General features: G+C 49.2%; 22 protein-coding genes. 9 read left to right on the top strand and 13 right to left on the bottom strand.

All coding sequences use genetic code 11. The features are described from left to right. Positions 1-63: 63 nt before the first annotated feature. Positions 64-3,084, top strand: a complete 3,021-nt coding sequence (locus BOC67_RS05935; protein WP_291908299.1) for a glycoside hydrolase domain-containing protein — start codon at positions 64-66, stop codon at positions 3,082-3,084. An 84-nt stretch (positions 3,085-3,168) separates the two neighbouring features. Here the strand turns inward: BOC67_RS05935 and BOC67_RS05930 are convergent, their stop codons facing one another. Next, a complete protein-coding gene (locus BOC67_RS05930; protein ID WP_291908298.1) occupies positions 3,169-4,053 on the bottom strand; it encodes an SMP-30/gluconolactonase/LRE family protein in 885 nt (294 codons plus the stop codon). Positions 4,054-4,214: 161 nt separating this feature from the next. On the opposite strand from BOC67_RS05930, the gene BOC67_RS05925 reads away from it, so the two are divergent. Continuing rightward, positions 4,215-5,267, top strand: a complete 1,053-nt coding sequence (locus tag BOC67_RS05925; RefSeq protein WP_291908296.1) for a nucleoid-associated protein — start codon at positions 4,215-4,217, stop codon at positions 5,265-5,267. A 173-nt stretch (positions 5,268-5,440) separates the two neighbouring features. Here BOC67_RS05925 and ricT read toward each other — a convergent pair whose 3' ends face one another. From ricT to radA, 6 genes are all read right to left on the bottom strand, one after another. After that, the gene (gene ricT / locus BOC67_RS05920; RefSeq protein ID WP_291908294.1) at positions 5,441-6,916 is read right to left on the bottom strand and encodes a regulatory iron-sulfur-containing complex subunit RicT; all 1,476 of its coding nucleotides are present in this window, start codon (positions 6,914-6,916) and stop codon (positions 5,441-5,443) included. A 147-nt stretch (positions 6,917-7,063) separates the two neighbouring features. Next, positions 7,064-8,203 (bottom strand): hypothetical protein, encoded by a 1,140-nt coding sequence (locus tag BOC67_RS05915; RefSeq protein WP_291908293.1) that lies wholly within the window; start codon positions 8,201-8,203, stop codon positions 7,064-7,066. A 29-nt stretch (positions 8,204-8,232) separates the two neighbouring features. After that, positions 8,233-8,778 carry a hypothetical protein gene (locus tag BOC67_RS05910; protein ID WP_291908292.1) on the bottom strand — a complete coding sequence of 182 codons (546 nt, stop codon included), beginning with the start codon at positions 8,776-8,778 and terminating at the stop codon, positions 8,233-8,235. A gap of 124 nt (positions 8,779-8,902) precedes the next feature. Further along, a complete protein-coding gene (locus BOC67_RS05905; protein WP_291908291.1) occupies positions 8,903-9,433 on the bottom strand; it encodes a glutathione peroxidase in 531 nt (176 codons plus the stop codon). Positions 9,434-9,526: 93 nt separating this feature from the next. Further along, positions 9,527-10,213, bottom strand: coding sequence for a ComF family protein (locus tag BOC67_RS05900; protein ID WP_291908290.1), 687 nt, complete (start codon positions 10,211-10,213; stop codon positions 9,527-9,529). 18 nt (positions 10,214-10,231) lie between these two features. Then, positions 10,232-11,605 (bottom strand): DNA repair protein RadA, encoded by a 1,374-nt coding sequence (gene radA / locus BOC67_RS05895; RefSeq protein WP_291908289.1) that lies wholly within the window; start codon positions 11,603-11,605, stop codon positions 10,232-10,234. 548 nt (positions 11,606-12,153) lie between these two features. Here radA and BOC67_RS05890 point away from each other — a divergent pair. The 6 genes from BOC67_RS05890 to pyrH all read left to right on the top strand — a co-directional run bounded on the left by BOC67_RS05890 (position 12,154) and on the right by pyrH (position 16,833). After that, positions 12,154-12,843, top strand: a complete 690-nt coding sequence (locus BOC67_RS05890) for a zinc metallopeptidase (RefSeq protein WP_291908288.1) — start codon at positions 12,154-12,156, stop codon at positions 12,841-12,843. Positions 12,844-13,164: 321 nt separating this feature from the next. Next, positions 13,165-13,608, top strand: a complete 444-nt coding sequence (rplM, locus tag BOC67_RS05885; RefSeq protein WP_291908287.1) for a 50S ribosomal protein L13 — start codon at positions 13,165-13,167, stop codon at positions 13,606-13,608. A 14-nt stretch (positions 13,609-13,622) separates the two neighbouring features. After that, a complete protein-coding gene (gene rpsI, locus BOC67_RS05880) occupies positions 13,623-14,012 on the top strand; it encodes a 30S ribosomal protein S9 (RefSeq protein WP_291908286.1) in 390 nt (129 codons plus the stop codon). 82 nt (positions 14,013-14,094) lie between these two features. Beyond that, positions 14,095-15,051 (top strand): 30S ribosomal protein S2, encoded by a 957-nt coding sequence (gene rpsB / locus BOC67_RS05875; protein WP_291908285.1) that lies wholly within the window; start codon positions 14,095-14,097, stop codon positions 15,049-15,051. Positions 15,052-15,168: 117 nt separating this feature from the next. Continuing rightward, positions 15,169-15,993 (top strand): translation elongation factor Ts, encoded by an 825-nt coding sequence (gene tsf, locus BOC67_RS05870; RefSeq protein WP_291908283.1) that lies wholly within the window; start codon positions 15,169-15,171, stop codon positions 15,991-15,993. Between the two features lie 129 nt (positions 15,994-16,122). After that, positions 16,123-16,833: a UMP kinase gene (gene pyrH / locus BOC67_RS05865; protein ID WP_073084562.1), complete on the top strand. Its 711-nt coding sequence runs from the start codon at positions 16,123-16,125 to the stop codon at positions 16,831-16,833. 80 nt (positions 16,834-16,913) lie between these two features. Here the strand turns inward: pyrH and BOC67_RS05860 are convergent, their stop codons facing one another. Then, positions 16,914-18,035: a DUF3298 and DUF4163 domain-containing protein gene (locus BOC67_RS05860; RefSeq protein WP_291908281.1), complete on the bottom strand. Its 1,122-nt coding sequence runs from the start codon at positions 18,033-18,035 to the stop codon at positions 16,914-16,916. A gap of 97 nt (positions 18,036-18,132) precedes the next feature. On the opposite strand from BOC67_RS05860, the gene pdxH reads away from it, so the two are divergent. Beyond that, positions 18,133-18,780, top strand: coding sequence for a pyridoxamine 5'-phosphate oxidase (gene pdxH / locus BOC67_RS05855; RefSeq protein ID WP_291908279.1), 648 nt, complete (start codon positions 18,133-18,135; stop codon positions 18,778-18,780). Positions 18,781-18,863: 83 nt separating this feature from the next. Here the strand turns inward: pdxH and BOC67_RS05850 are convergent, their stop codons facing one another. From BOC67_RS05850 to metH, 5 genes are all read right to left on the bottom strand, one after another. Beyond that, positions 18,864-18,980, bottom strand: a complete 117-nt coding sequence (locus tag BOC67_RS05850; RefSeq protein ID WP_291908278.1) for a 30S ribosomal protein THX — start codon at positions 18,978-18,980, stop codon at positions 18,864-18,866. Positions 18,981-19,128: 148 nt separating this feature from the next. Further along, positions 19,129-19,398, bottom strand: coding sequence for an HU family DNA-binding protein (locus BOC67_RS05845; protein WP_012788562.1), 270 nt, complete (start codon positions 19,396-19,398; stop codon positions 19,129-19,131). A gap of 316 nt (positions 19,399-19,714) precedes the next feature. Beyond that, entirely contained in the window at positions 19,715-20,017 is a 303-nt protein-coding gene (locus tag BOC67_RS05840) for a DUF4286 family protein (RefSeq protein WP_291908267.1), read from the bottom strand. Positions 20,018-20,052: 35 nt separating this feature from the next. After that, on the bottom strand, positions 20,053-20,817 hold the full coding sequence (locus tag BOC67_RS05835; RefSeq protein ID WP_291908266.1) for an exodeoxyribonuclease III: 765 nt from the start codon (positions 20,815-20,817) through the stop codon (positions 20,053-20,055). Between the two features lie 17 nt (positions 20,818-20,834). Next, the gene (gene metH, locus BOC67_RS05830) at positions 20,835-23,603 is read right to left on the bottom strand and encodes a methionine synthase (RefSeq protein ID WP_291908265.1); all 2,769 of its coding nucleotides are present in this window, start codon (positions 23,601-23,603) and stop codon (positions 20,835-20,837) included.

The following is a 23,603-nucleotide window of genomic DNA, read 5'->3' as shown; positions in this document are numbered from 1 at the left end:
TACACAGTCTTTATAGCGATTAGGTATTTTTTTCCATAATTTTCGAAGATCAATATTTCACTCATGCTACATCATCAACCTCACACACCATTCCTTAAAAGAGGGTTGATCCTGGCCGGTCTTAGCCTTGGCCTGTTTGGTACTACCATGGCTCAGCAGCTCAGGTACGCCTCCGGGAACAATTCCTGGAATGCCGACTCCCTGGGAAACCAGCGGGTAGTGGTCACTTTTAACGGAACAGGAAATGCTGCCAGGGTTGTAATCCCCTGGCGCCGCCGGGATGAAAATCCGGAAGCCAAACGCATTATTATTCAGGACGCAAAAACCAAAGGGAAGGTTACCAACGTAAAAACCTTATCCCTCAACCGTGAACAAGGAGACATTATTTTTGAACCCACCTCCGGCAAAGGTGAGTACTACATCTACTATCTGCCGTATCAAAATGAAGGTCGCGCCAACTATCCGCAAGGCGTGTACCTCGCGCCTGAATCCACTGCCACCGCTTCCTGGACCAACAGCCTCCCCGCCGGCCTGAAACCTAATGCCACCGTAAAGGCGATGGAATCGATAGACGATTTCAACAGCTTCTACCCCATGGAGGTCATTGCGACGCAAGCGGAAATGAAATCCCTGCTGCTGAAGCACCCCGGCGCCGGCTACCTCGTATTTCCGGAAGACCGGGAATTCCCCATCAGGATGACGGACGACCTCCCGCAGCGCTGGGCGCAGAAAGGGCCATCACAGGCCTTCTCCGGGCAGGCGGACAAAGGAGAGTACTACGCCTTCCAGCTGGGTATTTATGCCCGTAAGGACCTGAAGGATATCCAGCTCCGCTTCTCAGACCTTAAAACTGCCGATGGTAAGCAAATTCCGGCCTCCAGGCTGAGTTGCATTAACACTACCGGTACTACTTATGATGCCAGGCCGTTTTCCGCCAAAGTAGACGTCAGCACCGGCAAGGTGCAGGCGCTCTGGTGCGGCATCGATGTGCCGGCCAATGCGCAGCCGGGCGTTTACAAGGGCATCGTTACCGTACAGCCGGAAGGCGCGCCTGCCATGCCGGTACGTGTAACCCTCACCGTTACCGGCAAAACCGCGGTAAACAGCGGGTTCAATGAACCGTGGAAACAAACCCGCCTGAAATGGCTGAACTCTACGCTGGCGCAGGACAATGCGGTGATCGCTCCCTATACGCCGCTGGTAATGACGGATAGCGTCATCTCCCTGCTGGGGCGTAAAGTGGGCATTAACAAAGATGGTTTCCCCGCGCAGATTCAAACTTTCTTCACGGAGGAAATGACCTCCACCACGGATAAACCGCGCAACCTGGTCATTGAACCGTTGCATTTCCACTTCATCGGCGCCGCTACCGGCAAGGATTTGAAGTGGACCAGCCAGGGCTGGAAAGTGACTTCCCGGGACAATGGGAAAATTACCTGGCATGCCGTGAATACCACTGCCGGCCTGCAAATGGATGTTGACGGCTCCCTGGAATTTGACGGGCATATGGAGTACGTGGTAAAAGTAACCGCCACGGAAGAAATAGCGCTGAAAGACGTCACCTTCCACATTCCGTTTGATACCACCGTTGCCAGGTACATGATGGGCCTCAACCAGAAAGGGGGCCTGCGCCCGTCCATCGTGGACTGGAAATGGGATGTAGCCCATAAAAACCAGGATGGCGCCTGGGTGGGCGATGTGAACGCCGGCCTGCAATTCACTCTCCGCGATGAGCATTATGTGCGCCCGCTGAACACGAACTTCTACCTGCAAAAGCCTTTATTGCTGCCCGCTTCCTGGGGTAACGACAACAAAGGCGGTATCACCCTGGGCCTGAAAGGCAAGTCAGTACTGGCAAACGCCTACACCGGCGCCCGGACGATGAAGAAAGGAGAGGTGCTGTATTATAACTTCAACCTGTTAATAACGCCATTTCATACACTGAATACCGATTTTCAGTGGTCCAACCGTTTCTATCACCGGTACGCCAACCTCGATACCATCAAGGCTACCGGCGCTACGGTGGTGAATATCCACCATGGTACGGACATTAACCCCTGGATCAACTATCCGTTCATTGAATGGAAGAAGATGAAGGAGTATATTGACCAGGCCCACAACAAAGGGCTGAAGGTGAAAATTTACAACACCGTCCGCGAGCTGTCCAACCACGCCTGGGAAACCTTCCCGCTGCGCAGCCTCGGGCATGAAGTGTACAGCCCCGGCAAGGGTGGAGGCTTCTCCTGGCTGCAGGAGCACGTCGGGAAGGATTATATCGCCGCCTGGTTTGTGCCGGAGTTCAAGGATGCAGCCATTATCAACAGCGGCATGAACCGCTGGCATAACTATTATGTGGAGGGCATGAACTGGCTGGTACAAAACGTAGGCATCGACGGTATTTACCTGGACGATGTGGCCTTTGACCGCATCACCACGAAGCGCATCAAACGCGTACTCACACAGGACGGGCATCCCGGCATCATTGACCTGCACTCGGCCAACCAGTATAATAAATCCGATGGCTTCCAGAACAGCGCTATGCTGTACATGGAGCATTTCCCTTACCTGAACCGCCTCTGGTTCGGGGAGTATTTCGATTACGAAAAGAATGGACCTGATTTCTTCCTGACGGAAGTCAGCGGTATTCCGTTTGGCCTCATGGGCGAGATGCTGCAGGACGGTGGCAACCCCTGGAGAGGAATGGTATATGGGATGACCAGCCGCATGCCATGGTCTGAAAACGCTGATCCACGGCCTATCTGGAAGGTATGGGATGAATTTGGTATCCAGGGCTCCCGTATGGTAGGCTATTGGGTAGCTGCCAATCCTGTGAAAACTGATAATCCACAGGTATCGGCTACCATCTACCGGAAGAACGGGGCGGTATTGGTATCCCTGGCCAGCTGGGCCCCGGCGGAAACTGCCGTGCGGCTGCATATCAACTGGCAGGAGCTGGGCATTGACCCGGCAAAGGCCGTGATCACTGCGCCGGATATACGTAATTTCCAAAAAGGCCAGGTGTTTGCGAAGGATGCCGCCATTCCGGTGGCGCCGGGCAAAGGCTGGCTGCTGATCATAAAGTAAGGATGAAAATGAAAAAGACCGGAGTAGCCAGCTCCGGTCTTTTTTTCAACAACTAAAAACTGAGGAGGTGATGCTCCCTATATCTTAATAACGCTTTCCGGGGATTTCCACCCTAAAGGTTTCCACACATTTTCTGTCTTGTAAAGTTACGTACACGGTTTTCCCGTCCGGATCGCCAAACGTTAGGTTGCTGCAATGCTTGCCTTTGAGCGGTACTTCCCTGATCAGCGCCCCCTTTGGTGATAATACCGCGATGGTTCCCTTTCCCCACCGGGCCACATATAAATTGCCTGCCTTGTCGCATTTCATGCCGTCAAAACCGTAATCCGGGAAGCTGGCAAAGAGGGTTTTGTTGGAAATGTTCCCTTTCTTGTCCACATCGTACTTCCAGATATTACGCTGGACGGCCTCATTTACATACAGGGTCTTTTCGTCCGGACTGAGTTCTATGCCGTTGGTAGTGCCCATATTGGCCTCGAGCAGCACGGGTTTGCGGTTGGTATCAATGCGCCACAGCTTGCCCGTACCGTCTTTCCAGTTAGGATCGGAAGCAAACAGCTGGTCCTTCTTATTAATGCAAAGGTCGTTGGGCTGGTTAAACTGGTCGGAATGCACGTACACGCTTACCTTTTTCGTCTTCATATCCACCGTGAGCACATTATGACCTTTGAAGTCGGGGAGATACATAGTGCCTTTGCTGTCAAAGTTCACGGAATTGCCTATACTGCTATCCGGCAGCGTGACGAATACTTCGCCGGCGCCTGTTTTCGTATCAATCTTCCCTACCGTACCGTCTTTCCGGAAATTCACCACATAGAAGTTACCGGCCTTGTCAAAGTTGGGGCCTTCAATGTTGACGGAAAACATGTTTTCCGCCGTGAGGTCCCTGGCGGTGTAAAGGGGGCTTTCCTGGGCCAGGGCCGGCAGGCTACCACCTGCGAGTAGTGCCAGCATGTATATCTTTTTCATGAGAGTGGATTTTTGCCGCATTAAAATAATCAACTATTCCAGAAATTTATTTTTTACTTGATCAAAGGAAAGGCGCTGCTGTCGGGCATTTTAATTATCTAGTAGGATTTTTCGGGAGCTGGCAAATTCCCGTTGCGCGGTATTTTACTACTTTTGCCCGCATGATTCACGTTTCGGAGTTTAAAGATCTGGCGCACCTGACTATTCATAAGGTAGGAAATTCCTCCAATGAGGAAATGCTGCTTTGTTCCAAAGCACCGTTGCAGTTGGAGGATGAAACCATCAGCCAGTTGTTGATCACTTATTTTATTCAGCCGTTTACCAAGTCGGCAGAGTATTTCAGGTTTTTTCATGAAGCAGATTTGCAGCTGAATGAAGTTTTTCAATATTGTCGACGTATATTTGGCAACCAAAATGAGTTTCAGGAGCAGTCTGTAAATATTGCCAAACATCTATATAAACATTCCACCCATCCCAAAATCAAAGGTGGAGAGCTGTATATAGCCTACTTTAGCAAATGTCTTGTGGATGGAGAAGAAGTGCCTGCCATTGGAATTTTCAAATCAGAAAACCGGGATACCTATCTGAAAGTTTTCCTTGAGGATGACAATTACCAGGTGAATTATGAAGACGGCATCAATATTAATAAGCTTGACAAAGGATGCCTGGTCTTTAATATAGAGGAGGAAGATGGCTATAAGGTGAGTATAGTGGATAGTACTGGAAAGCAAACAGAAGCAGCATATTGGAAAGACGCATTTTTACAGGTAACGAGGAGGGAAGATAGCTACCATCAAACCGAACTGGCCGTAAACATGTGTAAGCAGTTCATCGATACCAAACTGCCCACGGAGTATGAAATGGACCGGGTGGATCAGGTGGATCTGCTCAACAAATCAGCCGCATACTTTAAGGAGAAAGAGCATTTTCAGTTAGATGACTTTGCAAACGAGGTGTTGGGCCATCCGGACGCTATCGCTTCATTTAAAGAATACAGGAACGAATACCAGCAAACGTTCCAGCAGGATATCCCTGACGAATTTGAAATATCTGCACCAGCCGTTAAAAAGCAACAGAAAGTCTTTAAAAGCATTCTGAAGCTGGACAGGAATTTTCATATCTATATACATGGTAATCGGGAGCTGATCGAACGCGGGTTCGATGAGGCTACAAATATGCACTACTACAAGCTCTTGTTTGAGAACGAGGCTTAGTGGACCCCTATAAAGGACTTAAAGATTTTCTCATAAGCAAAAACCAATTATTAACAAAGGCTGCTCCGTCTGGGCGGCCTTTTAAGATTACGCGGCGCATTTTAACTCACTATATATAAAAGATTTTAACTCGCTATATAAAAAAAGAACCGGCTCTGAAGCCGGTTCTTTTTTTATGCTTTATTGTTATTGTTATTCGGATTGGAAGGTTTTGGCTTATGGTGCTTAGGCGGGCGGCGGTCCTGTTTGGGTCCCTGGCCCTGTCCTTGTCCTTCTCTTTCCTGTTTCGGCCCCTGCTGTTGCTGGCGGCCCTGCTGCTGATCGCGCGGCGGGCGGTTTTGCTGGTTGCCTCCCTGGTTGGGCTGGCCTCCCTGCTTCTGCGGACGGTTGTCCTGCTTTTGCCGGTTGCGATCCTGCTGGCGGTTTTCGTGGCGGCCCTGCTGCTGTCCTTTCGGCTCTTGCTTGGCTTCCTGGCGCTGCTGCGGCTGTTTGCCGGAATCGCCTTTCTGTTGTTTCTGTTTGTCCTTGTCCTTCTGCTTGCGCTTCTGAACAGTCTTTTCCAGTGATTTCAGGCTGATCTGTCCTACTACGTCTGCAAACCCGAGATCGGTTTCCTTCGGCTTATGGACATTAACCACCTCTACGGCTTTCAGATCATCCGGCTTAATGCCCTGTCTGTTCAGCAGGCGGATCTCCTTAGCCCTGGCGATGGTCAGCGGATATTGCTTGTTACTTCCCTCGTAGGAATACCACATCAGGCTCTTGAAGATATCGCGTTTCTGTAAGGTGGCTACCCCGTTCGCAGTTTCAATGGTGTCGGCATCGTCCGGGAAGTCTTTCAGCGCATCCATGTAAGTATCCAGCTCATAGTTGAGGCAGCATTTGAGGCGGCCACATTGTCCGGATAACTTCGCCTGGTTGATGGACAGGTTCTGATAACGGGCAGCGGTGGTGTTCACGCTTTTGAAATCAGAAAGCCAGGTAGAGCAGCATAATTCGCGGCCGCAGCTACCAATACCTCCCACTTTTCCGGCTTCCTGGCGAGCGCCGATCTGGCGCATCTCCACTTTAGCCCTGAACTCGGAGGCGTACACCTTAATCAGTTCACGGAAATCGACACGATCATCGGCAGTGTAAAAGAACGTTGCTTTTCGGCCATCGGCCTGAATTTCGACCTCAGTGAGTTTCATTTCAAGGCCCAGGCTGCGGGCTAATGCCCTTGATTTAATCAATGCCTCCTTTTCTCGGGCCTTATTATCACTCATCCTTTGCAGGTCGTCGTGTGTTGATCGACGCAGGACCTTTTTTACTTCGGGTGTGTCCTCTGCGCGTCGCTTTTTCATCTGTAGTTTTACCAGTTCACCTGTCAGGCTTACTGTTCCAACATCAAACCCGCTGACTCCTTCCACCGTAACCATCTCACCCTTATCAAGATGCTGTTTGGTTACATTACGGTAAAAATCTTTGCGGCTTCCATTGTTAAAACTAACTTCAATAATGTCAAATGGTGATAAGCTGTCTGCTAGTGGAATATTGGATAACCAATCAAACACATTCAGTCTGTTACAACCTCCTGTACTGCATCCTCCATTACTCTTACATCCTGCTGGCTTACCATCTACACCCGTACCACATCCGGCACAAGCCATATTATTAAATAGTTTAAATTTTAGAAATAAGCATTTCAGGTCATTCCATCCCCTTAATATACAGTATTCCTGTAATAAAAACAAAAAGACGGAAAGCAGCAAAGATAAGGAAAACAAAGGGTAATGGCCCCCTAAGCCCCCGGGTTATTACGTTTGAGGCAGAGGTTTCTTTTTAAATATATATTGTAGCTTGATGGACAATGCATGAAATAGCATTTTTGCGTTGGCGTTGCGTTCAATATGATAGTAAGCATTGTCCAGCAGCTCCACAATCTGCTCAATTTGCTCCATCCCGGCCAGCTTCAGCAGCTTGGCCGAAAAGTCCATCTCCTCCGCCGAAAACGCCAGCTGGCTCCGGTCAATAAACTGCAGCCTTACCGCATGTTCCAGCAGGTTGATAAAGTACCGCAGAAACTGCTTTTGGTTTTCACGGCCGGTTTTGGCGCTGGAAATAGCTTCAATCCACTCCTGTAAAGCCCCCCTGTTACCAGTAAAAATGTAGTTCAGCCAATTGCGCAGCAGTTCGTGGTAGTCGTCGTCCGAGTGCTGTAACAGGTACACCGCCTCCCGGTAATTCCCCGCCGCGATGGTAGCTATTTGCTGCGCCCTTGCCAGCGGTACGTTGCCGCGCTCCGTCAGCGACTTTACCATCTCCTCCTTAGCAATAGGATTTACCTTAATCAGATGCGTGCGGGAAAGGATAGTGGCCAGGATCTGCTCCTGGTTTTCCGCCACAAATATAAACAGGGTGTTGACCGGCGGCTCCTCGATCAGCTTTAGCAGCCTGTTGCCCTCGTTGCCCAGGTACTCCGGCATCCACATCAGCAGGATCTTATACCCGCTCTCAAAACTTTTCAGGTTGAGCTTACGGATAATATCCTGGCACTCCGTAGCCGTAATGTTACCCTGCTTATTCTCCGCCCCGATGAATTGTAACCAGTCATAGGTATTCCCATACGGATTCGTCGTCACAAACTCCCTCCACTCACTGACATAATCCGTACTCACCGGCTTATCGCCGGCCTTTCGGGGGATGACGGGATAGGAAAAATGAATATCCGGATGGATATACTGCGATGCTTTGATACAGGCCGAACAATGGCCGCAGGCCCCTTCCGGTTGCTTGTTTTCACAAACCAGGTACTGCGTAAAGGCCAGCCCAAGCGGAAGCCCGCCGCTACCTTCCGGTGCAAGCAATATCAGAGCATGACTAAGGCGGTTCTGCTGTACGGATTGAACCAGCTGATGTGCTACGGCGGACTGTCCTATGATATCTTTAAAAAGCATGCCGCAAGATAATGAAAAGGGGATAAACCTTAGCGCGACAACGAGGTATAACAGGTGTTCTGGAAAGTGCCCTGGCCCTTCACCATATTGCCGCCGGCCGTATAATAGTAATAGCCGGTGATCGTCTTCCGTTTGGTGTTGATACGGGTGATGGTAATGCTGGAACTGTCCGTATCCGGGAAATGATAATCATAGCCCGGCAGCCGGGTGCCCACCATTACCAGCCCTCCCTGCTCCTTCGTTTTCCGGGAAAAGGTGTAGGTCTTGAGCTTGATGGAATCATTTGCCAGCAGGCTGTCCACATACATGCCGTCAAATAAATTCAGGATTACTTTCATGCTATCGCTGATGGCCTCAATACTCACATACTTTTGGCCCCCGCTGTCCGTTTCCGCGCGGAATAATAAACTGCTGGAAAGGTTAAGCGGCGTGGTTTTTCCCTCGGTGGTGTAGGTAAACACCATTTCAGGGCAGGACAAGGTAGGTTCATCGATCACGTTCTGACAGGCGGTAAACCCAATGGCTCCGGCCAGGAATAGCATAGTTGGTTGTAAGTACACTAGTAGATGTTTCATGCAATGGTTCGCTCCAGGGTGAATGAATATTAGTTCAGTCCACGGTTACGGATATACGTAGCCGCAGTAACAATTCGTTACCCTAAATATGGCAAAGGAGTATGTTTGGGGGGGAGGTTGAAAATTATTTTTTCTCGATCGCTGCAATCACCTCAGGTGCATCCGGTTGTGTTTTTGGTGAAAATACAGCCAGCAGGTTGCCTTTCTCGTCCAGCAGGTACTTCTGGAAATTCCAGGTCACAGCCGCAGGCTCCAGGTGTTTGGCCTTACTTTCGTCCATCAGCCATTTGTACAGCGGATGGATGTCAGCCCCTTTTACAGAGATCTTTGCAGCCATTGGAAAAGTAACCGCGTACTTTTTGGTGCAAAACTCCTGGATTTCCTTGTTGCTGCCCGGTTCCTGGCTGCCAAAGTTGTTGGCAGGAAAACCTACTATCACCAGGCTTTTTTCATATTTCTTATACAGTTTCTCCAGTCCTTCGTACTGGGGAGTGTTGCCGCAGAGAGAAGCGGTATTTACTATCAGTATCTTCTTGCCTTTGAATTTGGAGAAGTTAATTTTACCACCGTCAACGGCATCTACCTTAAAATCATAAATATGTGATGCAGTAGCTGCAAACAGCATAAAAACAGAGAGTATTGTAATCTTAAACATATCCCAGGGTAATTGAAAAATTAGCAGGAACAAAAATAACGGCTCAGACTCGACTATAAAGTTAACTATCCGTTATCATAAAATATATTTTTTTTAGCCCCAGGCATAAGCCAGGCAGGCAACGCTCACCGTAGCGCCAGCGTCCGTCAGGGCCTTGCAACAGGCTTCGGTAGTGGCGCCCGTGGTAATCACATCGTCCACCAGCAGCAGGTGCAGGCCTGCCGCAGCAGGAGAGGCCCTGAATACCTCCGCCACATTAGACCACCGCCCAATCCGGCCCTTCTTCGTTTGCGTATGCGTATATATCTGCCTCGATAACAAATTGGTAGCCAACGGCTTGTTTGTTACCTCCGCCATGCCTGCCGCCAGCGCCCTGGCCTGGTTATAACCCCGCTTCCGCTCTTTTTTGCTATACAATGGCACCGGCACTATCCTGTCAATTTCGTGTAGCCATGAGGTTTGGGTGAGCATCAAACCTGTTTTTCGGCCCAGGTAATAGGCCAGGTCCTCCCGTTGCTTATACTTGAACTGGTGGATCATCTCCTGTACGCCGGACGACTGTGAATAATAATAAGCCGCCATCGCATGCGCTACTTTCGTTCTCCCCCAAAAAATTTTTTCTATCGGATTATCCGCAAACAGATGGAACCCCGTCACCGGCAATGCGGCTTCGCAGGCGATGCAAATTTTGTCGGACTGCTGGTCCAGCGCTGCGCCGCAAATAGCGCAGCAGTGCGGGTAGAACAGGTCTACCAGGGGCGTTAACAAACGGGCAATCATCAAAAAAAGATATAATGGTTAAAACAGCTGCCGGTACACTTCCTCCACACGGCCAACAGCAATTACTTCGATATTAAATTTAGTGAAATCTATTCCTTTTTTGTTGTACCGGGAGATGAAAATCTTTTCAAATCCCAGCTTCTCCGCTTCCGCAATACGTTGCTCTATGCGGTTTACGGCGCGTATCTCCCCGCTGAGGCCTACCTCGCCGGAGAAGCATACTTTATTCGGGAGCGACACATCTTCGTAAGAGCTCAGCAAGGCGCAAAGCACCGCCAGGTCAATCGCAGGATCCTCCACACGCAGGCCGCCGGCAATGTTGAGGAATACGTCCTTTACGCCAAAATGAAATCCTCCGCGCTTTTCCAGTACGGCGAGCAGCAGTTGCAGCCGGCGCAAATCAAAACCCGTAGCCGTGCGCTGCGGCGTACCGTAAACGGACTGCGTAACGAGCGCCTGCACTTCTACCAGCAGGGGGCGCATGCCCTCCATGGTGGCTGAGATGGCCACGCCGCTGAGCAGGTCCTCCCGCTGCGAGATGAGGATTTCGGAAGGGTTGGTTACCTGCCTTAATCCCGTTCCCGTCATTTCGTAAATACCCAGTTCGGCAGTAGAGCCAAACCTGTTTTTTATAGTGCGGAGTATGCGGTAAGCATAATGCTGGTCCCCTTCAAACTGAAGCACCGTATCCACCATGTGTTCCAATACTTTAGGTCCTGCGATGGACCCGTCTTTGGTGATATGCCCAATGAGGAAAACAGGGGTATTGCTCTCTTTGGCAAAGCGCTGCAGTTCCGCCGTGGTCTCCCGTATCTGCGATACGCTGCCCGGAGCGGATTCAATAAAGGGGGATTGCAGCGTTTGTATGGAGTCCACCACCACTAACTGCGGCTGCAATTTCCTGATCTCAGAAAATATCGTCTGCGTGGAGGTCTCAGTGAGCAGGTAAAACTGATCGTTGGTGATGTTGATGCGGTCAGCCCTCATTTTGATCTGTTGTTCGCTCTCTTCGCCACTGATGTAAAGCGTTCTTACGTTTTGTAATTGTAACGCATTTTGCAGGAAGAGAGTGGACTTGCCAATGCCCGGTTCGCCCCCGACCAATACGAGGGAACCCGCCACTATACCGCCTCCCAGCACGCGGTTGAGTTCATTGTCCGGCGTGAGGAGCCGCTTTTCCGCCACTGCTTCCACATCGGAAAGGTTCACAAATTTCTGCGTACGTGCGAGCGGGTTATCACTGGCTTTCCAATCCTGCTTAACAGGTATATCCTTTTGCACTCTTTCTTCCACGAAGGTGTTCCACTGACCGCAACTCGGACATTTACCATTCCATTTTGCAGATTCATATCCACAATTCTGACAGAAAAAAGCAGTTTTTATTTTACTCATATCGATGTATAAAGAGAGGGTACAAAGTAAGGAGATTTACAAAAATTGAAGGGAGGGATTTCCTAAAATGAGAAAAGAGCCAAACGGAAGATTCCGTTGACTCTTTCTACTTACTAACCCATTAAATTCAGGTCTAAATTACTAAATGGCTTCAGAATAAAAAAGTTTATTTAATCGATGTGAATAACTTTTGATGTATTTTTTTAATGTTATAAAGTGGCTGCCAGCGCCTATTTGGACCGTTATTTTGGTCCAATATTACTTTCATTGGCAAGCCGTAAAATGTTGATAAATAGAGGTGATGTTGGGGATTTTTACATATGAAATCCCATGCCTGTTACCACCCTGGTGTACTGACAAATAGGCTTATTTTGGTCTAAAAAATTTTCATTTTCGCCAATTTGGCAGTGTTAAATTTCTTGATGAGCGGTGGCAGGGAAAGGATGAAGCAGGTATGACAGGCATCTGCTAAATAATCCTTAAATTGGGGTAGTTGGATCATTTTTTGACCCCTCAGGTACCTGTAATATTCTGTAAAAAAGTTGCATATGACACCAGGAATTATGTTTGTTTCACTGATTTTTGTGGGGATCAGTATGCTAGTTGGCTATATTCTGAAGCGCCGGTTTCATGAATTCAGCGAAATACCCACTTCCTCCGGCCTTACCGGCCGGGAAATTGCCGAAAAAATGTTGAGGGACAACCAGATATACGATGTTAAGGTACAGTCTGTGGACGGTTTTCTGTCAGACCACTATAACCCGGCGGATAAAACCGTGAATTTGAGTCCTGACGTCTATAACGGGGCCAATGTGGCCGCTGCGGCCGTAGCTGCGCACGAGTGCGGGCACGCGGTGCAGCATGCCGCGCATTACCCCTGGCTGGGCTTCCGTTCCAGGCTGGTGCCCATCGTGCAGGTTAGCGCCAACCTGGTAAACTGGGTGTTGCTGGCCGGTATCCTCTTAATTAATACATTTCCGCAGTTATTGCTCATCGGGGTGATCTTATTCGGTGTAACTACTTTATTTTCAGTGGTTACGCTGCCGGTGGAGTTTGACGCTTCCAGGCGGGCCCTGGCCTGGCTGGACAGCAGCCGGGTGATGTCCGCCGGGGAGCACGACAAGGCCAAAAACGCCCTCTGGTGGGCGGCTATGACCTATGTGGTCGCTGCTTTGGCTTCCATCGCCACATTCGTACAGTATTTAATGATCTTCCTGGGAGCCCGTAATAGGGATTAGGGGGAAAGATCTAATGTTACAGGGGAGGTTGGCACGTCCGGTGTCAACCTCTTCTTATTTTATATGCCATGGCCCCGGTCCCGCCCGTATGCATCCCATCCGGGATACCCGCATACATTAGAAAAAAACAAGTTATCAACCGTGTTTCTTCTCGTTGTTAATAACTTTGAAACAAATTTTTTATTGAATAACAATTAGTTACAAAGGTGCCTTGTAAAAAACTGGTTAAAATGTATGGTTATTCAGAATGGGGAATGTACCTTTGCACTCCCTCATTGTGGGGGAATTGTTTACAAGACGTAATCTTTATCGTATTCAACAATGAACACATTAAGTTTTAGAACAAAATCGGCTAATGACGCTTACGTAAAGCGTGACTGGTACATTGTAGATGCTACCAATCTGACACTGGGCAGGGTAGCTGCTAAAATGGCCGCCATTTTAAGAGGTAAGAACAAACCTTACTATACTCCTCATACTGACTGCGGTGATTACATCATCGTTATCAACGCTGAAAAGATCGTTTTAACCGGTAACAAAATGGAAGAGAAAGAATATATCCATTACACCGGTTATCCTGGAGGTCAGCGCGTAGAACTGGCTAAAAATCTGATCCGCCGTCGTCCTGAGGTTATGATTGAGAAAGCTGTAAAAGGTATGCTGCCTAAAAACCGCCTGGGCCGCAAAATGTACAAAAAACTGTTTGTATATGCCGGCGCTGAACATCCTCATGCAGCGCAGAAACCACAACCTTTAACTTTCTAATTTTTCTCTGATACATGGAAAAGCAAAAAAATACAATTGGTCGTCGTAAGGAAGCGGTTGCCCGTGTTTATATCAACAAAGGTACCGGTAACATTACTATCAACGACAAAGATTATAAATCCTACTTTTCTCTGGTGTACCTGCAAAACCAGGTAGAACTGCCTTTAAAAACTATCGACGCTGTTGATAAGTTTGATCTGAAAGTGAATGCACAGGGCGGTGGTATCAAAGGTCAGGCAGAAGCTATTAAACTGGGTATCGCCCGCGCACTGTGCGAAGTGAACCCTGAATTCCGTCCTGCACTGAAATCTGCAGGTCTGCTGAAACGCGATCCAAGAGCTGTTGAACGTAAGAAACCAGGTAAAGCGAAAGCTAGAAGAAGCTTCCAGTTCTCTAAACGCTAATATTTTTGAGCTGTTGGCGGATGCCTTTTATTATATCCGCTACAGTATTATTATTTGATCCTTTTAATTGAGCAATATAAACATGGAAAATAATACCTCATTGCAGCAGCAGTTACTGGAGGCAGGTGTTCACTTCGGTCACCTGAAGAAAAAATGGAATCCGAAAATGCTGCCTTATATTTTCGCAGAAAAGAAAGGTATTCATATCATTGATCTGAACAAAACCGTAGAAGGCTTACAGGAAGCTGCAGCTGCCCTGAAATCCATCGCTAAAAGCGGTAAAAAGATCATGTTCGTTGCAACTAAAAAACAAGCGAAAGAAATCGTAGCTGACGCTGCACGTAACATCAACATGCCTTACGTAACCGAAAGATGGTTAGGTGGTATGCTGACCAACTTCACCACTATCCGTAAGAGCGTGAAGAAAATGCAGAGCATCGAAAAAATGCTGGCTGACGGTACTTTTGACAATATCACTAAAAAAGAACGTCTGACTTTAAGCCGCGATAAAGAGAAAATGGAGAAAGTGCTGGGTGGTATCGCTCAACTGGCACGCGTTCCGGCTGCTCTGTTCCTGGTAGATATCTCTCACGAACATATCGCGCTGGCTGAAGCTAAACGCCTGGGTATCGTTACCTTCGGTATGGTGGATACCAACTCCGATCCTACCAAAGTTGACTTCGCTATCCCTGCGAACGATGACGCTACCAAATCCATCGCTATCATCACCAGCTACATCTGCGCAGCTATCGCTGAAGGCCTGTCTGAAAGAGCCAGCGAAAAAACTGAAGAAGTAGAAGAGGAAGAAGAAGCAGACGATAAAGCACGCAAATTCGAAGTAGAAGGCAGTGACGAGAAAGGTGAAAGAGGTCGCAGACCAGGTGGTCGTGGCCAGGGCGGCGCTCAGGGCGGTCAGAACCGCGGCGGTGGTCAAAACCGTGGTGGTGGACAAAACCGTGGCGGTGGCCAGGGTGGTCAACGTCGTACTTCTAACACCGGTGGTGGCGGTCCTCGCAAACCAGGTGGCGGCGCTAGATAATATATTCTAAAAATACAAATTACGAATTGCGCTATTGCAGGACTCGTCCCGCAAAAACGTAATTCGTAATTTGAGTTTAATATCAATTCTATAAAATCTTTAAACTTTATATAACTCATGGCAACAATTACAGCTGCTGATGTTAATAAACTGCGTCAGCAAACGGGTGCTGGTATGATGGATTGCAGAAAAGCACTGGTGGAAAGTGAAGGCGATTTCGAAAAAGCAGTGGACTACCTGCGCAAAAAAGGTCAGAAAGTAGCTGCGCTCCGTTCCGACCGCGAAACCAAAGAAGGCGTTATCATCGCTAAAACTGCTGCTGATGGTAAATCCGGCGTTATCGTAGGTCTGGGTTGCGAAACCGACTTCGTTGCTAAAAACGAAGATTTCGTAAAATTCGCCCAGTCTATCGTTGACCTGGCCCTCGCTGGCAACATCACTTCCGCTGAAGCCCTGAGCGCCGCTCCCCTGGATGGCGCTACCGTTGCTGATAAAGTAAACGACCAGGTTGCTAAAATCGGTGAGAAAATCACCCTCAATAAATTCGAATTCGTTACCGGCGAAGCAGTAACTGCTTATATCCACGGTAACTACCGCATGGGCGTACTCGTTGCCTTCAACCAGCCGGTTGCTGAAGAAGTAGGTAAAGACGTTGCTATGCAAATCGCTGCGATGAACCCTGTAGCTATCGATGCTTCCGGCGTTTCCGAAGAAACCATCGCCCGCGAAAAAGAAATCGCTATCGAGCAGATTAAAGCTGAAGGCAAAACCGCTGAAATGGCTGAAAAAATCGCTGCCGGTAAACTGAATAAATTCTTCAAAGACAGCACCCTGCTGCAACAGGCGTTCGTTAAAGACGGTAACAAATCCGTTGGCGACTACCTGAAGTCAGTAAATGCTGGCCTGACAGTAACCGCCTTCAAGCGCGTTGCTTTAGGTTAATAACTTCCTATTCGAAAAAGGAGAGAAAGAAATTTCTCTCCTTTTTTTTGCGCATAGATTTTCATGACCAGCGATTTTTTCGGAAATTAGTCTGGTAAATCCACAATCTTACATTATTCTTATAGCGTCATGTTGCCAAAGTACAAGCGAATCTTACTCAAACTGAGCGGTGAGGCCCTCATGGGTGAAGGAAATTATGGAATTGATCCGAAGGTGATTACTCAGTATGCTTACGACATCAAAGCCGTTACTGACCTCGGCGTCCAGGTGGCTATCGTTATTGGCGGTGGTAACATCTACCGGGGGATGAATGAAGCAGAAACCGGAATTGAAAGAGCTCAGGGTGACTATATGGGCATGCTGGCTACAGTGATCAATGGAATGGCCATGCAAAGCGGCCTTGAAAAAATCGGCCTGTACACCCGGCTGCAATCCGCCATCAAAATGGAGCAGATCGCAGAACCGTATATCCGCCGCCGTGCCATCCGCCACGTGGAAAAAGGCCGCGTAGTGATCTTCGGCGCCGGTACAGGCAACCCTTACTTTACCACCGATACCGCCGCTTCCCTGCGCGCAATCGAAATCCAGGCGGATGTTATCCTCAAAGGTACCCGCGTGGATGGTATCTATACCGCAGATCCTGAAAAGGATAAAACTGCCACCAGATACGAAACCATTACCTTCTCTGAAGTTTACCAGAAATCCCTGAACGTGATGGATATGACAGCTTTTACCCTCTGCCAGGAAAATAAGCTGCCTATCATCGTTTTCGACATGAACAAACCAGGCAACCTCCTGAACGTAATCATGGGCAAAAACGTAGGTACCCTCGTTCACTAATTTCTTACAGATACTATGAAATGCAAAACGGTCGGCGGTTATCCCGCCGACCGTTTGCGTCTATATCTTCTCCGTAACCTTTACTGCTGCTGTATAAACCAGTCCTTAATCTCGCTCCTCGGAATGTATAACATCACCTGCCCCAGGGCATACGGCCCGATCTCATAAGGCACATAAACAAATGCCACTCCCTTATCCGTCAAAATAAAATTGTCGTTCGGCAGGATGGAGGGCGTCAGGAGCGACTCCCGGATGGATTCGTCGTTCCCGATCTTGTATTTTGCCCGGAAAGCCTTTTCCAGCAAAGGACTGAAAGCCTCCTTGTAACCTGGCTTAAATACATCCGCCGGCTTTACCACCCGTTTTTTCGAAAGGTCCATCGTCACAAAGCTGGAACCCCAGTTGCCATGCGCCCCGCCGGTATAGGCATAGCCATATTTTTCAATCACCAGTAAAGGCCATTTGTTATGAATCACCTTCATGTCATTCTCCGAAGTCCAGTTCCACGTAGCGGAAAGGGAAGCATCCGTCAGCTCGCTGCTGTCCACCATCCCGGCGCTGGTTTTATACCCCAGCAGGAAGGAGTCAATACTGCGTTTGAGGAACTGCTGCGGATCCCGCAGCGGGGAAGCCGTGAGCTGCTGCTCGATAAAATCCGCCACCTCCCTGGTAACCACCGGCTGTGGCCAAAGGATGCTGTTGCTGGCCATCCCCACGGGAGAGTGGGCGTTGCCCGGCAGCAAACTGGCGGAATCTGTACCGTATAACACCGCAAAAGGAATGGCGTCCTTCATGGCCGTTTCCAGCGAAAAATGACGGGAGGTACCGTTGCCATGCCATACGCCTTTAAAGTTGCCCGCATCGTCGAGAGAGCCGCTGAAGAAACGCTCGTTTTCCGGGTCAATGCTTTCCTCGTAAATCTTCACCAGGCCTGAATCGCCGTTGCCCCAGATAGTAATGGGCTGCCCGCTGGTATCAAAGGAGTAGTAGCCCCGGTACATGCCCGGCGTGGTTTTCAGCAGTTGCATGGTGATCGGTTGATTATCCACATTTCCTTTCAGTTGCGTATAGAAAAAGGGAGTACTCACCAGTTTGAGGGTGGCAATAGCGCTGTCTTTTTCGGCATTGCTGCCACCTCCCCGCGGATTACAGGCCAGGAGCGCGGCAAAGCCCAGCACTAAAAATAAGGCGACTCTTTTCATAGTATGATTTATATCAGGTAGGCCAAAATTAAGCATATCCTTCCATACCTTTGTTATCAGCTGCACTTAAGACAATGTACCCTTAAACTGATAAACCATGTTGAACCAGAAAATAGCAGACCTCCGCAAGGATTATATCATGGCTTCCCTCGATGAACACGATGTAGCAAAAGACCCGTTGCAGCAGTTCGCCCGCTGGTGGAACGATGCCACCACCGGCGAAGTGGAGGAGGCCAATGCCATGACCCTGGCTACCAGCACCCCGGACGGGCGCCCCTCCGCACGCATCGTTTTACTGAAGAGTTTTGACGAAGAAGGCTTTCTCTTCTTCACCAATTACAATAGTCAGAAAGGAGAGGAGATGGCCGCCAATCCACATGTATCCCTCTTATTCTTCTGGCGGGAACTGGAAAGGCAGGTGCGTATAGTGGGTACCGTTAGTAAGGCGCCGGCGGCAGTCAGTGACGCCTATTATAACAGCCGGCCGGAAGGCAGCCGTATAGGGGCTATTGCGTCGCCGCAAAGCAGGGTGATTTCCGACCGTTCGGTATTGGAGCAGGAGGTAGCCAGGCTGACGGAAAAATATGCCGGGAATACGCCTGTAAGGCCTGATTACTGGGGTGGCTACCTGGTGAAGCCAACAATGCTGGAATTCTGGCAGGGCAGGAGCAGCAGGTTGCACGACCGTATCCGGTACGCCCAACAAGGGGATGGAAGCTGGAAAATAGAGCGCCTGGCGCCGTAAAGCGACAGGCTACACCCAATACAAAAGGCGCAAATGATCTGTCAGAGATGATTTGCGCCTTTTAAATTCTTATACGAGAAAACCTAAGCTTTCTTTTCTGCTTTAGCAGCAGCAGCTTTTCTGGTTCTAGATGGTCTTGATTTACCAAAAGATTTGTTGGAAATTTTACCTCTTTTGGTTTTTACATCTCCTCTACCCATAACAAATGATTTGTAGTTTATTAATATGATGTTGATAACGGCTGCAAATTAATTCAATTCGCCGAAATTCTATGCAGCCGGCAGTTTTGTATAAAAAAAAAGCAAGAAACATGGGATGTTCCTTGCTTGAATAAGTTGTGCTAACTGATTAGAGCTTGTCAGACAGAGCTTTACCAGCTTTGAATTTCGCAACTTTCTTAGCTTTGATCTTGATGATCTGACCAGTTTGTGGGTTTCTACCGTTACGTGCAGCACGTTTAGAAACGGAGAAAGTACCGAAACCAACCAGGGTTACTTTACCACCTTTTTTCAGGGTATCAGCAACAGCTTTAGTGAAAGAATCCAGCGCTTCGTTAGCTTGGGTTTTGGTAATGCCAGCATCTTTGGCAAGTTTGTCGATTAATTCGGCTTTGTTCATAGTTAGTAAGATTTAACTAGTGAAAAAATGTTTGATGTGAGCAAATATAGCGCGTTTTATCAGATTACCAAATTTTTTACAACTTTTTTATACAAATTTTTATCGGCTGAAAAACGCTACAGGTAACGGTTACAGCAGATTGCCCTTTGCGGCGCTTAAGGCTAAATTGTATGATGAATTTCGTAAAACGCTGTACTGTAGCTACTTTGATGCTCTTTTTAGCATTGTTCAGCAGGATTTCCAACTATTGTACCAAAGTCCCAAGCCCGTGAAAACAGTGGATTTCCTGTGGATAAGTTTAGCTTTTTGCCGCCATTTAAATGGTCTGCATCACCGTTCCAAAGGCGATAAACTGGTCCCCGAACAGCTCATAACCGCGTTGCCTTATAGCCCCGGAATGCTCTGCCATAAAGGTATTGTAGTTCTCCATGCTATCCGTGAAGTACTGAATAGCATAGGTAGGCCCCTCTGAGTCGTCCTGGTCCAGTAGCCGGCACATGCGGTAATCGTGGAAAAGGCCCGTATTCAGGATCGCGGGGATCTGCTCTTCACGCATCCAGTGCATCCACTCCGGATGTATGCCTGTAGCCACTTTCGTAGTAATATTGTAGATGATCATGTGTGCGATAAAAGTATTGGAAATGACACCTTATATTATAAGGCCAGCTCCAGGTACACCGGACAATGATCCGAGTGCTTTACCTGCTGGTATATGGCTGCATGCTTCAGCTTCTCCTTCAGGGGCGCCGTTACGTTGATATAATCGATTCTCCACCCCTTATTGTTATTCCTGGCATTGGCCCTGAAACTCCACCAGCTGTACTGGTGCGGGTCCGGATTAAAATGCCGGAAAGTATCCACAAAACCGCTGGCAAAGAGCTTATCCATCCACGCTCTTTCTTCCGGCAGGAAGCCCGTGGAGTTCTTGTTGCTCACCGGGTCATGGATGTCGATCGGCTTGTGACAGATGTTGTAATCCCCGCAAACAATGAGGTTCGGGCGGGTTTTACGCAGTTCCGTCAGGTAGTCGAAAAACTCGTCCAGCCACCTGTATTTGTAGGTCTGGCGCTCATCGCCGCTGGTGCCGGAAGGGATATAGGTATTGATCAGCGTCAGGTCCCCGAAATCCAGGCGGATAAAACGGCCTTCCGCATCGCTTTGCAGGTTGCCGTTGCCGTATTGCACACTGTCCGGCTTAATGCGGGTGAGCACCGCCACACCGCTATAACCCTTCTTCTGCGCGGAAAACCAGTAATGGTCGTAGCCCAGTTTATCAAACTGCGCAAAGTCGACATTATCCTTGTTGGCTTTGATCTCCTGCAGGCAGATGATATCCGCCGGGTCTTCCTGCAACCATTCCGTAAAACCCTTGGTCATAGCGGACCTCAGGCCATTCACATTATATGAAACAATTCGCATGATATACTGTACTTCTTTTACATATCGTATTCCAGGTTAGGGCGCAGCCATTTTTCCGCCTCTTCTATCGTCCAGCCTTTGCGCTGGGCGTAGTCTTCCACCTGGTCTTTTTCAATTTTACCCAGCCCGAAATACTTGGCTTCCGGGTTGGCAAAGTACCATCCGCTTACGCTGGCGGCAGGGTACATCGCGAGAGACTCTGTAAGGGTAATGCCGGTGTTTTCAGTGGCATTCAACAGGTCAAACAGCTTGTATTTTTCGGTATGCTCCGGACAGGCAGGGTAGCCTGGCGCCGGGCGGATACCCATGTAGGCTTCCTTGATCAGCTCTTCGTTAGACAGGTGTTCGGCGCTGGCATAGCCCCAGAACTCTTTACGCACCCGCTCGTGCATCAGCTCCGTGAAGGCCTCGGCCAGCCTGTCGGCAAGGGCTTTCAGCATAATGCTGCTGTAGTCGTCATGTTCTGCCTTGAATTTCTCCAGCCATTTTTCGATGCCTATACCCGCCGTTACAGCAAAGCCGCCGATATAATCCTGCTTGCCAGTGGAGGCAGGAGCAATGAAATCGGCCAGGGAGAGGTTAGGCTGCCCGGGGGCTTTCTTGACCTGCTGGCGGAGGAATTCCAATTTAACAGGACGGATGTCAGATTGTTCAGGCGTTACCTGGATAGTATCCGCGGCAACGGCATTGGCAGGGAAGAGGCCTATCACGGCGTTTGCGCCCAGCCACTTCTCCTCAATGATTCTTTTCAGCATCGCCTGGGCGTCGTTGTACAGGTTAGTGGCCTGCTCGCCCACCACTTCGTCTGTAAGGATCTGCGGGAATTTGCCGTGCAGCTCCCAGGATATAAAGAAGGGCTGCCAGTCAATGTACTTTGCTATCTCCCCTAAATTATAATTTTCAAACTTCTTGATGCCGGTAAACGCAGGGCGTACGGGCGTAAAGCTGTTCCAGTCGATCGGGGTTTTATTTTCCTGGGCAACAGGGAAAGGCAGGTACTGTTTCACCGGCCTTTTGTTCCGGAAGGATTCGTTGAGTTTATTGTATTCCTCGTTGATCTCTCCGAGGAAGTTTTTCTTAAGCGCTTTGTTGAGCAGGCTGCCGGTAACAGTTACGCTGCGGGAGGCATCCAGTACGTGCACCACGCCATGCTGGTATTCCGGCGCTATCTTAACGGCGGTATGGGTACGGCTGGTGGTAGCGCCACCGATGATCAGCGGCACTTCAAACTGCTGCCTTTTCATTTCGCGGGCTACGTGTACCATTTCGTCCAGGCTAGGAGTGATCAGCCCACTGAGGCCAATGATGTCCACCTGCTCCTGTTTGGCGGTTTGGAGGATCTTTTCCGCCGGCACCATTACGCCGAGGTCAATGATCTCATAACCGTTACAAGCCAGCACCACGCCCACGATGTTCTTGCCGATATCGTGTACGTCCCCCTTTACGGTAGCGAGGAGGATTTTCCCGGCTGACTTGATTTCGCCGCCCTGCTCCGCCTGTATGCGCAGCTTTTCCGCTTCGATATACGGGGTAAGCACGGCAACGGATTTCTTCATCACGCGGGCGCTTTTCACTACCTGCGGGAGAAACATCTTACCGGAGCCAAAGAGGTCGCCCACGATGTTCATACCATCCATCAGCGGCCCTTCGATCACATCGAGCGGGCGGGGATATTTTAACCGGGCTTCTTCCGTATCAGCTTCGATATAATCGGTAATACCGTTTACGAGGGAGTGGCTGAGCCTTTCCTCTACGGTGCCCAGTCGCCAGCTTTCGTCCTTTTCAACAACTTTACCTTTTGCTTTCACGGTTTCCGCGAATGCGATCAGGCGCTCCGTCGCATCTTCGCGGCGGTTGAGGATCGCGTCTTCACAGAGTTCCCGGAGCTGTGGTTCAATATCGTCGTAAATCTGCAAGGCGCCGGCGTTTACGATACCCATATCCATACCGGCTTTGATAGCATGGTAGAGGAATACGGAGTGCATAGCCTCGCGCACGGCTTCGTTACCTCTGAAAGAGAAGGAAACGTTGCTGACACCACCGCTTACTTTGGTGAGCGGCATCAGTTCTTTTACGCGGCGGGTAGCATTGATGAATTCCACCGCATAGTTATTGTGTTCTTCGATACCGGTAGCGATAGCGAAGATGTTAAGGTCAAAAATGATATCCTCCGGCGGGAAGTTCACCTTCTCCGTGAGGATCTTATAGGCGCGGTGACTGAATTCAACGCGTTTGTCTTCCGTATCGGCCTGGCCATGCTCATCGAAGGCCATTACCACCACGGCGGCGCCAAAGGCTTTACAGATCTGCGCCTGTTCAATGAATTTCTCTTCTCCTTCCTTCAGGGAGATGGAGTTTACGATACACTTACCCTGCACGCATTTCAGTCCGGCTTCAATCACACTGAACTTACTGGAATCGATCATGATGGGAATGCGGGAGATGTCCGGTTCCGCGGCCAGCAGATTGAGGAAGGTGGTCATGGCCTTTTCGCCGTCCAGGAGGGCGTCGTCCATGTTCACATCCAGTATCTGGGCGCCGTTTTCCACCTGCTGGCGGGCAACGGACAGGGCTTCTTCGAAGTGGCCTTCGCGGATCAGCCGGGCGAATTTCTTGGAACCGGTGACGTTGGTTCTCTCCCCGATATTGATAAAATTAGCTTCCGGGCGGATCACCAGCGGCTCCAGGCCGCTCAGCCTCATGTAAGGCTTAATTACCCGGCGTTGCGGATCATTTACAGTTGCACCCTCTATCGTGGTTGTATCGTTCAAAGTAGTTACACTCAT

Source organism: Chitinophaga sp. CB10, assembly GCA_001870995.2.
Taxonomy (GTDB): domain Bacteria; phylum Bacteroidota; class Bacteroidia; order Chitinophagales; family Chitinophagaceae; genus Chitinophaga.
This window is presented reverse-complemented; position numbering and strand designations above follow the sequence as displayed.

Excerpts from the sequence above, each read along its gene's own strand:
- pyrH (WP_073084562.1), top strand. The coding sequence starts at position 16,123 with ATGTTGCCAAAGTACAAGCGAATCTTACTCAAACTGAGCGGTGAGGCC.
- BOC67_RS05845 (WP_012788562.1), bottom strand. The coding sequence starts at position 19,398 with ATGAACAAAGCCGAATTAATCGACAAACTTGCCAAAGATGCTGGCATT.
- BOC67_RS05905 (WP_291908291.1), bottom strand. The coding sequence starts at position 9,433 with ATGTTTAAGATTACAATACTCTCTGTTTTTATGCTGTTTGCAGCTACT.
- BOC67_RS05925 (WP_291908296.1), top strand. The coding sequence starts at position 4,215 with ATGATTCACGTTTCGGAGTTTAAAGATCTGGCGCACCTGACTATTCAT.
- BOC67_RS05935 (WP_291908299.1), top strand. The coding sequence starts at position 64 with ATGCTACATCATCAACCTCACACACCATTCCTTAAAAGAGGGTTGATC.
- rpsI (WP_291908286.1), top strand. The coding sequence starts at position 13,623 with ATGGAAAAGCAAAAAAATACAATTGGTCGTCGTAAGGAAGCGGTTGCC.
- radA (WP_291908289.1), bottom strand. The coding sequence starts at position 11,605 with ATGAGTAAAATAAAAACTGCTTTTTTCTGTCAGAATTGTGGATATGAA.
- BOC67_RS05915 (WP_291908293.1), bottom strand. The coding sequence starts at position 8,203 with ATGCTTTTTAAAGATATCATAGGACAGTCCGCCGTAGCACATCAGCTG.
- BOC67_RS05835 (WP_291908266.1), bottom strand. The coding sequence starts at position 20,817 with ATGCGAATTGTTTCATATAATGTGAATGGCCTGAGGTCCGCTATGACC.
- BOC67_RS05840 (WP_291908267.1), bottom strand. The coding sequence starts at position 20,017 with ATGATCATCTACAATATTACTACGAAAGTGGCTACAGGCATACATCCG.
- BOC67_RS05910 (WP_291908292.1), bottom strand. The coding sequence starts at position 8,778 with ATGAAACATCTACTAGTGTACTTACAACCAACTATGCTATTCCTGGCC.
- ricT (WP_291908294.1), bottom strand. The coding sequence starts at position 6,916 with ATGGCTTGTGCCGGATGTGGTACGGGTGTAGATGGTAAGCCAGCAGGA.
- tsf (WP_291908283.1), top strand. The coding sequence starts at position 15,169 with ATGGCAACAATTACAGCTGCTGATGTTAATAAACTGCGTCAGCAAACG.
- BOC67_RS05930 (WP_291908298.1), bottom strand. The coding sequence starts at position 4,053 with ATGAAAAAGATATACATGCTGGCACTACTCGCAGGTGGTAGCCTGCCG.
- rpsB (WP_291908285.1), top strand. The coding sequence starts at position 14,095 with ATGGAAAATAATACCTCATTGCAGCAGCAGTTACTGGAGGCAGGTGTT.
- metH (WP_291908265.1), bottom strand. The coding sequence starts at position 23,603 with ATGAGTGTAACTACTTTGAACGATACAACCACGATAGAGGGTGCAACT.
- BOC67_RS05860 (WP_291908281.1), bottom strand. The coding sequence starts at position 18,035 with ATGAAAAGAGTCGCCTTATTTTTAGTGCTGGGCTTTGCCGCGCTCCTG.
- BOC67_RS05850 (WP_291908278.1), bottom strand. The coding sequence starts at position 18,980 with ATGGGTAGAGGAGATGTAAAAACCAAAAGAGGTAAAATTTCCAACAAA.
- BOC67_RS05890 (WP_291908288.1), top strand. The coding sequence starts at position 12,154 with ATGACACCAGGAATTATGTTTGTTTCACTGATTTTTGTGGGGATCAGT.
- rplM (WP_291908287.1), top strand. The coding sequence starts at position 13,165 with ATGAACACATTAAGTTTTAGAACAAAATCGGCTAATGACGCTTACGTA.
- BOC67_RS05900 (WP_291908290.1), bottom strand. The coding sequence starts at position 10,213 with ATGATTGCCCGTTTGTTAACGCCCCTGGTAGACCTGTTCTACCCGCAC.
- pdxH (WP_291908279.1), top strand. The coding sequence starts at position 18,133 with ATGTTGAACCAGAAAATAGCAGACCTCCGCAAGGATTATATCATGGCT.